Consider the following 13640-nt stretch of genomic DNA (forward strand, 5'->3'; position numbering starts at 1 on the left):
TCTTCTCTCCACTCATCTTCGTTCCCCCCAGCGTGTCACACCGTCAGCGCGGATGCGACGGCGTCGGCCCGGTCGCGCACGCGCGCGCCGAGCCCCTCGGCTCCCCCGGCGAGCACGCTGCGAGACTCGCTCGCGAGCAGGGCCCAGCCGAGGCCGCCGAAGATCTTTCCCGCGTCCTCCACGCGGGCGCCCTGGAACCCGAAGCCGGGAGCCAGGACGGGAAGCGCGGGGCGCGCGGGTGGCGCGTCCCGGTCGATGCCGAACTCGGAGAGCTCGAGCGTGGCGCCGAGCACCACGCCGACCGAGTTCACGTGATCGTCGGCGACGCCCTCGATCGCGAGCGCGTCGTCGAGCATCGCCCGGGCGACGGTGCGCCCGTCGGCCCGCTGCGCCTGCTGCACGTCGCGCGCCTCAGGGTTCGAGGTGGCGGCGAGCACGAAGAGCCCCTTGCCGTGCTCGCGCACGTACGGGAAGGCCCCCGCGAGGCTGCCGAAGCCCTGGTAGGCGGCGACCGTCATCGCGTCGGCTTCGAGCGGGGAACCGGGCCGGAGCCAGGCGTCGGCGTAAGCCGCGAAGCTCGATCCGATGTCGCCGCGCTTGACGTCAGCGATCACGAGGAGCCCCGCGGCGCGAGCATCGGCGAGCACGCGCTCGAGCGCCGCGAAGCCCGCGGAGCCGAAGCGCTCGAAGAACGCCACCTGCGGCTTCACGCAGGCCGCGACGCCAGCGGCGGCCGCGACGACGTCGCGGCCCATCCGCTCGGCCCCGGCCGCGTCGTCGGCGAGCCCCCAGTCGGCGAGCAGCGGCGCGTGGGGATCGATCCCCACGCACAGGTGCCGCTTCGCGGCGAGCTCGGACGCGAGCCGGGTGCCGAACGTCACGGAGCTCATCGTGCTGCGGCCTCCGCGGCGCGAGCCGCCACGCGGTCCGCCTCGTACTCCTGCAGCGACTTCACGTCGAAGCCGAGCTTCTGCGCGGAGACGGCGCCCACGGCGGCCGAGAGCTCCGACACGGTGGTGAAGATCGGCTTGTCCGCGGCGACGGCCGCGGCGCGGATCTCGTAGCCGTCGGCGCGCGCCGAGCTGCCCGAGGGCGTGTTGACGATCATGTCCACCTCGCCGCGGTTGATGAGGTCGACGATCGTGTCGCCTTCCGCCTGCGCGTGGTGCTTGCGCACGACCTCCGAGGTGATCCCGTTGCGCGCGAGCACGACCTGGGTGCCCGGCGTCGCGAGGATCCGGTACCCGAGCTCCTGCATGCGGAGCGCGGGGAGCACGATCGAGCGCTTGTCGCGGTCGGCCACCGAGAGGAAGACCGTGCCCGAGACGGGGAGCTCGCTGCCCGCGGCGGACTGGCTCTTCGCGAACGCCGTCGGGAAGTCGCGGTCCATGCCCATGACCTCGCCGGTCGAGCGCATCTCAGGTCCGAGCAGCGAGTCGACGACGAGCCCCTCGTGGGTGCGGAAGCGCTTGAACGGGAGCACCGCCTCCTTCACCGCGATGGGCGAGTCGATGGGTGCGCGGGAGCCGTCCCGCTCCGGGAGCAGCCCTGCGGCGATGAGCTCGGCGATCGACTCGCCGGCCATGACGCGGGACGCCGCCTTCGCGAGCGGAATGCCGAGGGCCTTGGAGACGAAGGGCACCGTACGGCTTGCGCGCGGGTTCGCCTCGAGCACGTAGAGCACGCCCTGGCCGATCGCGAACTGCACGTTGAGCAGGCCGCGCACGCCGAGGCCCGCGGCGATGCCGAGGGTGGCCTCGCGCACCTGCGCGATCTGATCGTGGCCGAGCGTGACGGGCGGGAGGGTGCAGCTCGAGTCGCCGGAGTGCACCCCGGCTTCCTCGATGTGCTCCATCACGCCGCCGACGTACAGCTGCTCGCCGTCGTAGAGCGCGTCGACGTCGATCTCGATCGCGTCGTCGAGGAAGCGGTCCACGAGCAGCGGGTGGCCGGGGCCGACGAGGGCGTGGCCCTCGATGCGCGCGAAGTAGCCGTGGAGCGACTCGGTGTCGTACACGATCTCCATGCCGCGGCCGCCGAGCACGAAGGAGGGGCGGACGAGGACGGGGTAGCCGATCTCCTCCGCGATGCGGATGGCGCCCTCCTCATCGATCGCCGTGCCGTTGCGGGGGGCGACGAGGCCCGCGCGCTCCAGGATGCCAGCGAACGCGCCGCGCTCCTCCGCGAGGTCGATCGCCTCGGGCGTGGTGCCGAGGATCGGGATCCCCGCGTCCTTGAGCGGCTGCGCGAGGCCGAGAGCGGTCTGCCCGCCGAGCTGGACGACGACGCCGAGCAGATCGCCTGCTGCCTGCTCCGCGTGGATCACCTCGAGCACGTCTTCGAGCGTGAGCGGCTCGAAGTACAGGCGGTCCGAGGTGTCGTAGTCGGTCGAGACCGTCTCGGGGTTGCAGTTGATCATGATCGTCTCGTAGCCGGCCTCGGAGAGGGCGAACGACGCGTGCACGCACGAGTAGTCGAACTCGACGCCCTGACCGATGCGGTTCGGGCCGGAGCCCAGGATGACGACCTTCTTGCGCTCGGACGGGACGACCTCGGTCTCCAGGTCGTACGACGAGTAGTGGTAGGGCGTCAGTGCGGGGAACTCGCCCGCGCAGGTGTCGACGGTCTTGAAGACGGGGCGCAGTCCGAGCCCGTGGCGCAGGCCGCGGATCTCCGACTCCGACAGGCCGCGGATCGCCGCGATCTGGGCGTCCGAGAAGCCGTGGTCCTTCGCCTCGCGGAGCACCTCGAGGGTGAGCTGTGCAGCGTGCTTCACGCGCTCGGCGACCTCGTTGATGAGCACGATCTGGTCGAGGAACCAGGGGTCGATCGCCGTCGCTTCGAACACCTGCTCGATCGTCGCGCCGAGGCGGAGCGCCTGCTGCACGTCGACGATGCGACCGTCGGTGGGGCGTGCGATGCTCGTGAGGAGATCGGAGACGATGGCCGGCGCCTCGGCGGGATCGACAGCGTCCCAGTGGAAGGAGGTGCCGCGCTTCTCGAGCGAGCGGAGCGACTTCTGCAGCGCGGTCGTGAAGTTGCGCCCGATCGCCATCGCCTCGCCCACCGACTTCATGGTGGTGGTGAGCGTGTCGTCGGCGGCCGGGAACTTCTCGAACGCGAAGCGCGGGGTCTTCACGACGATGTAGTCGATCGCGGGCTCGAACGAGGCCGGGGTCTTCTGCGTGATGTCGTTCGGGATCTCGTCGAGCGTGTAGCCGATCGCGAGCTTCGCGGCGATCTTCGCGATCGGGAAGCCAGTCGCCTTCGAGGCGAGCGCCGAGGAGCGCGAGACGCGCGGGTTCATCTCGATGACGACGACGCGGCCGTCCTTCGGGTCGATCGCGAACTGGATGTTGCAGCCGCCGGTGTCGACGCCGACGCGACGGATGATGTCGATCGAGATGTCGCGGAGGTTCTGGAACTCGCGGTCGGTGAGGGTCAGCGCGGGAGCGACGGTGATCGAGTCGCCCGTGTGTACGCCGACAGCGTCGACGTTCTCGATGGAGCACACGACGACCGCGTTGTCCTTGGTGTCGCGCATGAGCTCGAGCTCGTACTCCTTCCAGCCGAGGATGGACTCCTCGAGGAGCACCTCGGTGGTCGGGCTGTAGTGCAGGCCGTCCGTCACGATGCGGACGAGCTCCTCCTCGGTGTACGCGAAGCCGGAGCCGAGGCCGCCCATGGTGAAGGACGGGCGCACGACGAGCGGGTACCCGAGGTCCTGGGCGTACGCCTTCGCGTCCTCCAGGGTGTGCGCGACGTACGACTTCGCGACACCCGCGCCGGCGGCGATCGCGATGTCCTTGAAGAGCTGGCGATCCTCGCCCTTCTGGATGGCGTCGACCTTCGCGCCGATGAGCTCGACGCCGTACTTCTCGAGGATCCCCTGCTCGTGCAGCTCCATGGCCGCGTTGAGGGCGGTCTGGCCACCGAGCGTCGGGAGGATCGCGTCGGGCTTCTCCTTCTGGATGATCGTCTCGATCACCGCGGCCGTGATCGGCTCGACGTAGGTCGCATCGGCGAAGTCGGGGTCCGTCATGATCGTGGCGGGGTTCGAGTTCACGAGGATGACGCGGACGCCCTCCTCGCGGAGCACGCGGCACGCCTGGGTCCCGGAGTAGTCGAACTCGCAGGCCTGGCCGATGACGATCGGGCCGGAGCCGATGACGAGGACGGAGTTGATGTCTGAACGCTTGGGCATGGCTGTTTAGGCTCCCTGGGTGGTCGTGTCGGCGGCTGCGGCGCGGTCCTGGACCAGAGCGCGGAAGCGGTCGAAGAGGTAGAAGGCGTCGTGCGGGCCTGCGGCCGCCTCAGGGTGGTACTGCACGGAGAACGCGGGGATGTCGAGGCACTCGAGCCCCTCGACGACCTGGTCGTTCAGGCTCACGTGGCTGACCTGGACGCGGCCGAAGCCGGCGGGCGACGGGGTCTCGCCCTCGAGGGGCGCGTCGACGGCGAAGCCGTGGTTCTGCGCGGTGATCTCCACGCGGCCCGTGCGCTTGTCGAGCACCGGCTGGTTGATCCCGCGGTGCCCGAACGGCAGCTTGTAGGTGTCGAAGCCGAGCGCGCGGCCGAGCAGCTGGTTGCCGAAGCAGATGCCGAAGTACGGGATGCCGTCGCGGAGGAGCTCCTGGAGCAGTTCGACCTGCGCGTTGCTCGCTGCGGGGTCGCCGGGGCCGTTCGAGTAAAAGAGCGCGTCGGGGGCGATCGCGCGGATCTCGGCCAGCGTGGTGGACGCGGGCAGCACGATCACGTCGAAGCCGTGCTCCGAGAGGTAGCGCACGGTGGCGCGCTTGATGCCGAGGTCGAGCACCGCGATCGAGCCCACGCGCTCCGTGTCGGACGCGGCGGGGACGTCGTAGCGCTCGGGGGTGGTGACCTCCTGCGAGAGGTTCTTGCCGGCCATTCCGGCCTGCTCGCGCACGAGCTCCAGCTGCGCCTCGTCGGAGAGCGCAAGGTCTGCGCCCGAGAAGACGCCGGCGCGCATCGCACCGGCCGAGCGGATCCGGCGGGTCACGGCGCGGGTGTCGATCCCCGAGATGCCCACGACGCCGTCGGCGGCGAGGTCCTCATCGAGCGAGCGCTCGGCGCGGAAGTTCGAGACGCGGCGTGCGGGATCGCGCACGACAAAACCGGAGACCCAGATCTTGCGCGATTCCATGTCGTCGTCGTTCGCACCGGTGTTGCCGATGTGCGGGGCGGTCATGAGCACGATCTGACCCGCGTAGGACGGGTCGGTGAGCGTCTCCTGGTAGCCCGTCATGCCGGTCGAGAAGACGACCTCGCCGAGGGTGCGACCCGTTGCGCCGTAGGCGCGGCCGGTGTATCGGGTGCCGTCTTCCAGAACGAGCACCGCAGCGCCCTCGGGCACCGCGGCGGCCGGCGGCGCCGTTACTTCGGTCGTGTTCGTGGTCACGCTTCCTCCTGGATCGTGGGGTGAGTGGAATTGGTCTGAGTGTCCGCGTCGGCGGACGAGACGAGCTGGGCGATCGCCGCGGCGAACCGGCCCTGCTCTGCGGGGTCGGCGAGCCGGAAGCTCGATTCGAGCGCGCGGGGCTCGCCGCCGGGGGCGGGGAGCGACCAGCGCAGGATGGAGAGCCCGCCGGGTTCGACGGCCTTGCCGATGCGGCCGCCGGCGACGTCCGTGCCGCGCACCTGCGCGGCCGGGATCGTCACGGGGGCCTCGCCGGTCACGGCGATCGTGACGCCGTCGCGCTGAACGGTGACGTCGGCGTAGCCCTTGTAGCGGAGGCCCGGGATCGCGACGCGCTCGAGCGGCGCTCCCTCGGGCGTGGTGGACACGTAGCTCGCGCGCGCGAAGCTCGCGAGCGCCTCGCCCGCGAGCACGGGGGCGGCGGGCGCCGAGCCGGCCGCGGCCGCGTCGCGCTTGGCGCGGCCGCGCCAAGCGATCCACATGCCGACGAACGCGAGCACCGCGATCGAGGACATCAGGATGATGAACGTGGTGCGGCTCATCGTGCGACCTCCTCGGTGGCGGCGCCCTGCACGGCGCCGGCGGCCTGGGCCGCGGCGGCCACCGTGGCCGGTGCGACGAGCTCGCCCTCGCTCACTGTCGCGAAGCCGCGGCGGATCGTGTGCACGATGCGGCCAGGCAGCTCCATGCCGAGGTAGGGCGAGTTCTCGCTCATGCCCTGCAGGCGGGCGAGGTCGAACGTGCTCGTTCCCGCCGGGTCGACGAGGACGAGGTCGGCCGCCGCCCCGGGGACGAGCTCCTCCGGGTGGTCGGCGAGTCCGCCGATCTGCGCGGGGCGCTGCGAGAGCAGCTGCTCCAGCTCGGCCCAGCTCACGTGTCCCTCCCGGATGAGGGTGAGCAGTGCGATCGGGAGGGCCGACTCGAGACCGACCATGCCGAAGGCCGCGGCATCCCACTCGCACTCCTTCGCTTCGACCGGGTGCGGGGCGTGGTCGGTCGCGATGATGTCGATGACGCCCTCGGCGACCGCGCGGCGGAGCGCCTGCACATCGGCCTCGCGGCGGAGCGGCGGGTTCACCTTGTAGCGCGCATCGTAGCTGCGCACGAGTTCCTCGGTGAGGATGAGGTGGTGCGGGGTAACCTCGGCGGTCACCTGCACGCCCCGGGCCTTGGCCCAGCGGACGACCTCGACGGAGCCTGCCGTCGAGAGGTGGCAGATATGCAGCCGGGAACCGGTGTGCTCGGCGAGCAGTACGTCGCGCGCGATGATCGACTCCTCGGCGACGGCGGGCCAGCCCTTCAGGCCGAGCTCGCTCGACAACGCGCCCTCGTTCATCTGCGCGCCCTCCGTGAGACGCGGATCCTGCGCGTGCTGCGCGATGACGCCGCCGAAGGTCTGCACGTACTCGAGCGCGCGGCGCATGAGGAGCGGATCGTGCACGCACTTGCCGTCGTCAGAGAACACGCGCACCTGCGCGCGGGACTGGGCCATCGCGCCGATCTCGCTGAGCTTCTCGCCCGCGAGATCTTCGGTCACTGCGCCGATCGGACGCACGGTCGCGTAGCCCGCGGCGTCGCCGAGCGCCTGCACCTGCTCGACCACGCCGGCCGTGTCCTGCACCGGCAGCGTGTTCGCCATCGCGAAGACGCTCGTGAAGCCGCCGGCCGCTGCGGCGCGCGTGCCCGTGAGCACGGTCTCGGACTGCTCGAAGCCGGGCTCGCGGAGGTGCGTGTGGAGGTCGACGAGGCCCGTCAGAGCGACGAGCCCGTCCGCCTCGATGACGCGCTCCCCCTCGGTCGCGGCGAGCCCCGTGCCGCGCTCGACGATGCGGCCGTCGGCGATGCGGAGGTCGATCGGAGTCGCGGCAGCCACGTCCCCGCCGCGCTCCGTGAGCTCGGTCGCGAGGCGTGCCCCGCGGATCAGGATTCCGGGATTCGTGGTCATGCGGTCTCTCCTCCACGGGGTTCGGCGGTCTCGGGCGCGGGCTCGGTGCCCCGCTCCCCGGACAGCAGCAGGTAGAGCGCGGCCATGCGAACGGACACGCCGTTCGCGACCTGCTCAAGGACGGTCGAGCGCGGCGAGTCGGCCGCGCGCGACGAGATTTCGAGGCCCCGGTTCATGGGGCCGGGGTGCATCACGATCGCCCGCTCGGTGAGTCGGGCGAGGCGGGCATCGTCGAGCCCCCAGTTGCGCGCGTATTCGCGCTCGTTGGGGAAGAACGCCGCGTGCATGCGCTCGCTCTGGATCCGGAGCAGCATCACGACGTCGGGCTGCTCGATGCGGAGCGCGGCGTCGAGCGAGTGGTGAATCGTCACGGGCCAGGTGCGCGTGCCGTAGGGCAGCAGCGTCTCCGGTGCCACGAAGCTCACGCGCGCGCCGAGCACGTTCAGCAGCCACAGGTTCGATCGGGCCACGCGGGAGTGCGCGATGTCGCCGACGATGACCACGGAGACGCCATCGAGGTCGCGGCCGCGGCTGTGCTCACCGTAGAGCCTGCGTCGCATGGTGAACGCGTCGAGGAGCGCCTGGGTGGGGTGCTCGTGGGTGCCGTCGCCCGCGTTGAGCACTCCGGCGTCGATCCAGCCGCTCGACGCGAGCCGAGCCGGTGCGCCCGAAGCCGGGTGGCGGATCACCACGCCGTCCGCACCGATCGCCTGGAGCGTCTGGGCCGTGTCCTTCAGCGACTCGCCCTTCGAGACCGAGGAGCCCTTCGCGCTGAAGTTGATGACGTCGGCGGAGAGGCGCTTCGCGGCGGCCTCGAAGGAGATGCGCGTGCGCGTGGAGTCCTCGAAGAAGAGGTTCACCACGGTCTTGCCGCGCAGCGTCGGGAGCTTCTTGACCTCGCGCTGCTGCGTCGCGGCCATGTCCTCGGCGGTATCGAGGATCAGGATCGCCTCGTCGCGCGTCAGCGTCTTCGTGTCGAGCAGGTGCCTCACTCTGCGACCTCCGAGCCGTTCGCGCTGTCCGCTCCGGGCTCGCCCGAGGAGATGGTGACCTCGTCGACGCCGTCGTGCTCCGTGAGCCGCACCGAGATGCGCTCGTGCTTCGCGCTCGGCAGGTTCTTGCCGATGTAGTCGGCGCGGATGGGCAGCTCGCGATGCCCGCGGTCGATGAGCGCGGCAAGACGGACCGCCTTCGGGCGCCCGTGATCGTTCAGCGCGTCGAGCGCGGCGCGCACCGTGCGCCCGGAGTAGAGCACGTCGTCGACGAGCACTACGGTCGCACCGTCGACGCCGGAGACCGGCATGTCGGTGGGGTGCGGGGTGCGCGTCGGATTCTGCGCCAGGTCGTCCCGGTACATGGTGACGTCGAGACTGGCGACGGGGACCCGCTGGCCCTCGATCCGCGAGATGGTGTCGGCGATCCGGGCGGCGAGGAAAGTGCCGCGCGTGGGGATGCCCACCAGGACAAGGCCGTCAACGCCCTTGTTCGCCTCGATGATTTCGTGCGAGATTCGAGTCAGCGCCCGCGAGATTTCTGCACTTTCCAGCACAACACGCGTACCCATATTCGAGCCCCCCTTCTCCGCCTCACAGGACGGCAGTTAAAGAAAAGCTGATGCGTTCGATCATAGCGGATCAGATCCGCGGTTCGTGCGGACGCGCCGATCGAGGCGCGCCCGCACGGGGCCTAGGCCCGGGCGTGGTCCGCGATGCGTCCCAGCACCCCGTTCACGAAGCGACCGGAGTCGTCCGTCGAGTACTCCTTCGCGAGCTCCACGGCCTCGTCGATCGCGACGGCCGTGGGAACCTCGTCGTTGAAGAGGATCTCCCACGCGGCGAGGCGCAGCAGCGCCCGGTCCACGTTGGGCATCCGCTCGAGGGTCCAGCCCTGCGCGTAGCTCATGATGAGCTCGTCGATCTCGTCGCGGTGGTCGGTGACCCCGTCGACGATCTCCCGCGCGTAGAGCCAGGAGGCGGCCCGGTCGGGTTCCCCCGCCGCCCGCTTCGCCTCGGCGGCGACGATGGCGAGGACCGACTCCCCGCGCACGTCCGCCTGATAGAGCATGTCAAGCGCGCGCTTGCGCGCCTTCGTCCGTGCCGACACGGAGACTAGTCGTTCACGCGGCCGAGGTACTCACCCGTGCGGGTGTCGACCTTGACCTTCGTGCCGGACTCCAGGAAGAGCGGAACCTGGATCTCCGCGCCGGTCTCGACCGTGGCGGGCTTGGTGCCGCCGGTCGAGCGGTCGCCCTGCAGGCCGGGCTCGGTGTAGGTGACCTCGAGCACGACCGAGGCCGGCATCTCGAGGTAGAGGGGCTCGCCGTCGTGGAGGCCGATCTGCACCTGCTGGCTCTCGAGCATGTACTTCGAGGCGTCGCCCACGACGACGGCCGAAACCGTCAGCTGGTCGTAGTCGGTCTGGTCCATGAAGACGAAGTCGGCGCCGTCCTGGTACAGGTACTGGAAGTCACGACGATCGACGTTCGCGGTCTCGATCTTCGCGCCCGCGTTGTAGGTCTTGTCGATGATCTTGCCCGAGACGACGTTCTTCTGCTTGGTGCGCACGAAGGCGCCGCCCTTGCCCGGCTTCACGTGCTGGAACTCGACCACGCTCCAGAGCTGACCGTTCTCCTTGATGACGGTGCCGTTCTTGATGTCGTTCGAGGTAGCCATACAGGTTCTCCGGGTTCTTTCGAGGTTCGTGCGCGCGACCGCGCCGGACCAGTGTACACCGCGTTCCCGGCACGGAACGCGGAGCCGAACGGGGCGTGTCCGCGCGCCGCCGCACGTGCGCGGACCGCCAAAAGCGCGGGTCCGAGCGTAGGCTGACGGGCATGCACATGCTCTTCCGAACTCTCTGGCACCGGTTCTTCGTGGGCGGGCGGGGATCGCGGCTCGGCTTCAGCGACGTGGGGCGCTCCCGCTTCCGCGTGTGGCCGACCGATCTCGACATCCTGCGGCACATGAACAACGGCAAGTACCTCTCGATCATGGACGTCGCCCGCTACGACCTGCTCCAGCGCAACGGGATCGGCGAGCTCTTCGAGCGCGAGGGCTGGTACCCCGTCGTCGTGGGCCAGACGATCTCCTACCGGAAGTCGCTGAACCCGTGGAAGCGGTTCTGGATCGAGTCGCGGATCCTCGGCTTCGACGAGCAGGCCGTCTACATCGAGCAGCGCTTCGTGCGGCCGGACGCCGCGCGCCGACCGGAGGTGTACGCGCGCGCCTTCGTGCGAGGGCGCATCCTCCGGCGCAGCGGCGGCGTCGTGCCGGTCACCGAGATCATCGAGAAGAGCGGCGCACGCCCGGAGGAGCTCGTCGTCCCGGACGAGGTGCTCGATTGGGGCCGCACCACGCGACTCCCCTCGACGCGCGACACCGCGCCGAGCGAGTGGGAGTAGGCGTCCGCGGCTCGGGGCGCTAGGCCGCGGGGACGCGGGCTCCCAGGTGGGGGCCCTGGTTCCCGATCTCCCGGCACGTGATGCGAATCACGCGCTCACCGGCGTCGTAGACGTGCCGCGCCGCGAGCTTCCCGTCGGCGAGGGGTCCCGCGAGCCAGGTGAAGGTGCCCGAGTCGACGGGCGGCTCCCCCGCGGCGATCCGCATCAGCTGCAGCATGAGGAGTTCGGGGAGCGACACGTGCGGGCCGTGCGCGAAGCCGAGCCCGAGCGTGCTCGGCGCCGAGGCTCCCGGCACGAGCCGGAGCGTCCAGCGCAGCACGGTGCCGACGCCCGCGCGCTGTCCCACAACGGGGAGCGCGCCGGCCGTCTCCGGGATCCGGTCGAGTGCCGCGAAGCCGCGCTCCGCGTCCGCGGCGAGCACGAGCGGAGAGTCACCCGCCTCGGGGGTCAGCACCTCCGGATGGGCCGCCGCCGCGCGGGCGAAGGCGGCACGCCAGCGCTCACTTCCCAACCCGTACGGCGCGGGCACCGGGACGAGGTCCTCGCGGCCGCGCAGGAGCCCGCCCAGGTGTCCGAGGTCGGCGCCCGCCGCCGCGAAGGCCTCGGGCTCGGGAAGCTCGACCTCGAGCAGCGCCGCAGCGGCCCGAGCACGTGCGAACGCCGAGTCGAAGCGCTCCGCGAGCGCGGGATCCTCGAGCGTTGCGAAGGCCGCTCCCGCGAGGAGCGCGCCCGCCTGCCGGTCGAGCCAGGAATCGAACGCGGCTCCGGCGTCGGCGGGCGCCGCTGCCGCGTCGATCTGGCCCGCGAGACTCGGAAAGAGTGCCCGCACCAGTCGAAGCTGCTCCTCGCGTCCCGGCTGCGTCATCATGCTCCCAGGCTACTACCGACGTACGCGCGCACCCGGCGCGACCTCGGCGGCGATGAGCTCGCTGAGCGTCGTCGCGAGCTGCGCGGGATCGTCGATGCGGAGGCCGTCCGGGGCGAAGCGCTGCCTGAGGTCGTCCGTGCCGATCCCGCAGCCGATCACACGCACGCCCGACTGGCGCAGGGCGCGCAGCTCGCGGGCCGCGGCCACGGGGTCGTTCGAACCGCCGTCGCTGATGAGGAACACCATGCGTGTGCGCGCGACTCCCCCGTCGTCGTGCGCAGCCGGGGCGCCGATCCCGAGCGCCGCGCCCGCGGTGGCGAGGGCGGCACCGTCGTTCGTCGACCCCTGCGGGCTCCGGATCGCGGCATCGAGCTCGCGGCGCACGGCGTCGCTCAGCCCGCGCGAGAGCGGCTTCACGATGTGCGCCTCAGCGTCGAACACGATGAGGGCGGTGCGCACGTCGAGTTCCAGCGTGGTCCCTGCGCTGCGCTCGGCGAAGTCGATGTCGCGCTCGACGGCGGCGAGCGATTCGAGCAGCACGATCATCGCATCGGACGCGGCGGCCGCGATCCGGCCCTGCATCGAGGCGGAGCGGTCGACGACGAAGACGTAATCGGTGCTTCCCGCGCGCTCCGCACGCCGGGGTGCGAGCACGCGACTCCGGTACGCGTCGGGCCGTGCGATGCCCGCGCGGGCCTGAGCGAGCGCCGCGGGAAGCGCCTCGCCGGCGAGCTCCTCCCCCTCGGGGCGCGGCCGTCGGCTGAGCGCCGGGCGACGGTCCAGCCGCTCCGCGATGACGCTGGCCCACACCTCGCGCATGCGGTCCACGGCGGGAGCGAGCTCCGCCGCCCGCGCTCGGTACTCGACGAGCGCCGTAGCCCCGGAGAGGCCTCCGCCGCCCGCGGCCTCGCTCGGTTCGCGCGCCCCCGCGTCGTCATCCCGACCGGCTTCGAGTTCCGCAGCGAGCGCCGCCTCCCAGAACGCACCGGCGCCGGGCAGCGGCGTCTCGAGCATGCGCTCGACGAAGCCCGCCTGCTCGGCCGCGAAGAGGTCGGCGCCCTCAGCGCGTTCCTGCCCCTCGCCCGCCCGCGCGCGCTCCTGCTCCTCGGCCGACGCGTCTGCGGTGCCCTCGCTGAGGTCCGCCTCGGCGCCGGGGGCCGCGTCGTCGCCCGCGGCCGGCGCGCCCTCCATCCCGTCGATCCCCGGCTCGGCCTGCTCGCCGCTCCCCAGGCCGTCGCCTGAGGCGTCGAGGCCACGGGCGCGGAGATCGGCAGCGAGCAGCCGCTCGTACGGCGGGAGCAGCAGCACGAGCGCGCGCTCGGCGCGCTGCAGCGCCGGGCGAGAGGAGTCGGGTGCGAGCACCCGCCGCAGAGCGGCGCCCGTGGGCGTTCCCGCGGGTTCCCCCGCCGCGAGGACGGCCGCGAGCTCCGCGACGACGAGCGGATCGGCCTCGCCTCGCGGATCCGGCAGTCCCATCCCGCGTGTGAGCAGGATCGTGACCCACTGGAGATGCCGCGGCAGCGGAGCGAGATCGCTGGGGAGGCTCCGAGCGAGCGCGGCTCCGAGGGGTCCCCGGAGACCCGGCATGGCCTGCAGCAGCTCACGGGCGGACTGCACCCGGATCACGACGTCGAAGAGCGGTGCGAGCTCGGGGCGGGAAGCGACGACCGAGTCCCTGCGCCGCGCACGCGCCGGGGCGAGGCGCGCCGCGCGCGGACCCTCCCAGAGGTGGAGCAGCGCGAGCGCGACCGCTTCCGCTGCCGGGTGCCCGCGCAGCGCGTACCAGCCGAGCCCCACACGGAGCGCGCCGTCCTCGATCGCCCACTCGTTCCCGTCATCGGTCTCGACGGGAACGCCGAGCACCGCCCCCGCCGCGGCGAGGCGCGCCCGCAGCTCCGCACCCGCCTCACTCGCCATGCACTCACCCTAGCCGCACCGGCGGGACGCGAGCGTCGCCGTCGGCCCGCGCACGAAGCGGGCTCCGCCGGGT

12 protein-coding genes are annotated in these 13640 nt (G+C 71.6%); 1 reads left to right on the top strand and 11 read right to left on the bottom strand.

The annotated features are described in order from the left end of the window. Window positions 1-35 precede the first annotated feature (35 nt). The 9 genes from pyrF to efp form a co-directional block, all read right to left on the bottom strand. On the bottom strand, window positions 36-890 hold the full coding sequence (gene pyrF, locus U874_RS0102150) for an orotidine-5'-phosphate decarboxylase (RefSeq protein WP_025132904.1): 855 nt from the start codon (window positions 888-890) through the stop codon (window positions 36-38). Further along, complete coding sequence (gene carB, locus U874_RS0102155; RefSeq protein ID WP_025132905.1) at window positions 887-4204, bottom strand: carbamoyl-phosphate synthase large subunit; 3318 nt, start codon at window positions 4202-4204, stop codon at window positions 887-889. The genes pyrF and carB overlap by 4 nt, the downstream gene beginning before the upstream one ends. Window positions 4205-4210: 6 nt before the next feature. Continuing rightward, complete coding sequence (carA, locus tag U874_RS0102160) at window positions 4211-5419, bottom strand: glutamine-hydrolyzing carbamoyl-phosphate synthase small subunit (RefSeq protein ID WP_198525800.1); 1209 nt, start codon at window positions 5417-5419, stop codon at window positions 4211-4213. Then, window positions 5416-5979, bottom strand: coding sequence for a hypothetical protein (locus U874_RS0102165; protein ID WP_025132907.1), 564 nt, complete (start codon window positions 5977-5979; stop codon window positions 5416-5418). Before U874_RS0102165 ends, carA begins: the two co-directional genes overlap by 4 nt. Next, window positions 5976-7382 carry a dihydroorotase gene (locus U874_RS0102170; RefSeq protein WP_025132908.1) on the bottom strand — a complete coding sequence of 469 codons (1407 nt, stop codon included), beginning with the start codon at window positions 7380-7382 and terminating at the stop codon, window positions 5976-5978. Before U874_RS0102170 ends, U874_RS0102165 begins: the two co-directional genes overlap by 4 nt. Next, window positions 7379-8374, bottom strand: coding sequence for an aspartate carbamoyltransferase catalytic subunit (locus U874_RS0102175; RefSeq protein ID WP_025132909.1), 996 nt, complete (start codon window positions 8372-8374; stop codon window positions 7379-7381). The genes U874_RS0102170 and U874_RS0102175 overlap by 4 nt, the downstream gene beginning before the upstream one ends. After that, window positions 8371-8946 carry a bifunctional pyr operon transcriptional regulator/uracil phosphoribosyltransferase PyrR gene (gene pyrR, locus U874_RS0102180; protein ID WP_025132910.1) on the bottom strand — a complete coding sequence of 192 codons (576 nt, stop codon included), beginning with the start codon at window positions 8944-8946 and terminating at the stop codon, window positions 8371-8373. Before pyrR ends, U874_RS0102175 begins: the two co-directional genes overlap by 4 nt. 122 nt (window positions 8947-9068) lie before the next feature. Further along, complete coding sequence (nusB, locus tag U874_RS0102185; RefSeq protein ID WP_025132911.1) at window positions 9069-9485, bottom strand: transcription antitermination factor NusB; 417 nt, start codon at window positions 9483-9485, stop codon at window positions 9069-9071. 5 nt (window positions 9486-9490) lie between these two features. Beyond that, window positions 9491-10054: an elongation factor P gene (efp, locus tag U874_RS0102190; RefSeq protein ID WP_025132912.1), complete on the bottom strand. Its 564-nt coding sequence runs from the start codon at window positions 10052-10054 to the stop codon at window positions 9491-9493. A 167-nt stretch (window positions 10055-10221) separates the two neighbouring features. Between efp and U874_RS0102195 the strand changes: the two genes are divergently transcribed. Then, complete coding sequence (locus U874_RS0102195) at window positions 10222-10782, top strand: thioesterase family protein (protein ID WP_232755845.1); 561 nt, start codon at window positions 10222-10224, stop codon at window positions 10780-10782. A gap of 19 nt (window positions 10783-10801) precedes the next feature. Here U874_RS0102195 and U874_RS0102200 read toward each other — a convergent pair whose 3' ends face one another. Together U874_RS0102200 and U874_RS0102205 are read right to left on the bottom strand one after the other, a co-directional pair. Then, window positions 10802-11650, bottom strand: coding sequence for a hypothetical protein (locus U874_RS0102200; RefSeq protein WP_232755846.1), 849 nt, complete (start codon window positions 11648-11650; stop codon window positions 10802-10804). 12 nt (window positions 11651-11662) lie between these two features. Continuing rightward, window positions 11663-13567: a vWA domain-containing protein gene (locus U874_RS0102205; protein WP_025132915.1), complete on the bottom strand. Its 1905-nt coding sequence runs from the start codon at window positions 13565-13567 to the stop codon at window positions 11663-11665. Window positions 13568-13640 lie beyond the last annotated feature (73 nt).

The sequence above is a fragment of the Leucobacter sp. PH1c genome (assembly GCF_000633415.1).
In the GTDB taxonomy this organism is placed as follows: domain Bacteria; phylum Actinomycetota; class Actinomycetes; order Actinomycetales; family Microbacteriaceae; genus Leucobacter.

What these genes read in the sequence shown, in the direction of transcription:
- pyrR (WP_025132910.1), bottom strand. Translation starts at nt 8,946, where the DNA reads ATGGGTACGCGTGTTGTGCTGGAAAGTGCAGAAATCTCGCGGGCGCTG.
- U874_RS0102205 (WP_025132915.1), bottom strand. Translation starts at nt 13,567, where the DNA reads ATGGCGAGTGAGGCGGGTGCGGAGCTGCGGGCGCGCCTCGCCGCGGCG.
- U874_RS0102200 (WP_232755846.1), bottom strand. Translation starts at nt 11,650, where the DNA reads ATGATGACGCAGCCGGGACGCGAGGAGCAGCTTCGACTGGTGCGGGCA.
- U874_RS0102195 (WP_232755845.1), top strand. Translation starts at nt 10,222, where the DNA reads ATGCTCTTCCGAACTCTCTGGCACCGGTTCTTCGTGGGCGGGCGGGGA.
- U874_RS0102170 (WP_025132908.1), bottom strand. Translation starts at nt 7,382, where the DNA reads ATGACCACGAATCCCGGAATCCTGATCCGCGGGGCACGCCTCGCGACC.
- pyrF (WP_025132904.1), bottom strand. Translation starts at nt 890, where the DNA reads ATGAGCTCCGTGACGTTCGGCACCCGGCTCGCGTCCGAGCTCGCCGCG.
- carB (WP_025132905.1), bottom strand. Translation starts at nt 4,204, where the DNA reads ATGCCCAAGCGTTCAGACATCAACTCCGTCCTCGTCATCGGCTCCGGC.
- efp (WP_025132912.1), bottom strand. Translation starts at nt 10,054, where the DNA reads ATGGCTACCTCGAACGACATCAAGAACGGCACCGTCATCAAGGAGAAC.
- U874_RS0102165 (WP_025132907.1), bottom strand. Translation starts at nt 5,979, where the DNA reads ATGAGCCGCACCACGTTCATCATCCTGATGTCCTCGATCGCGGTGCTC.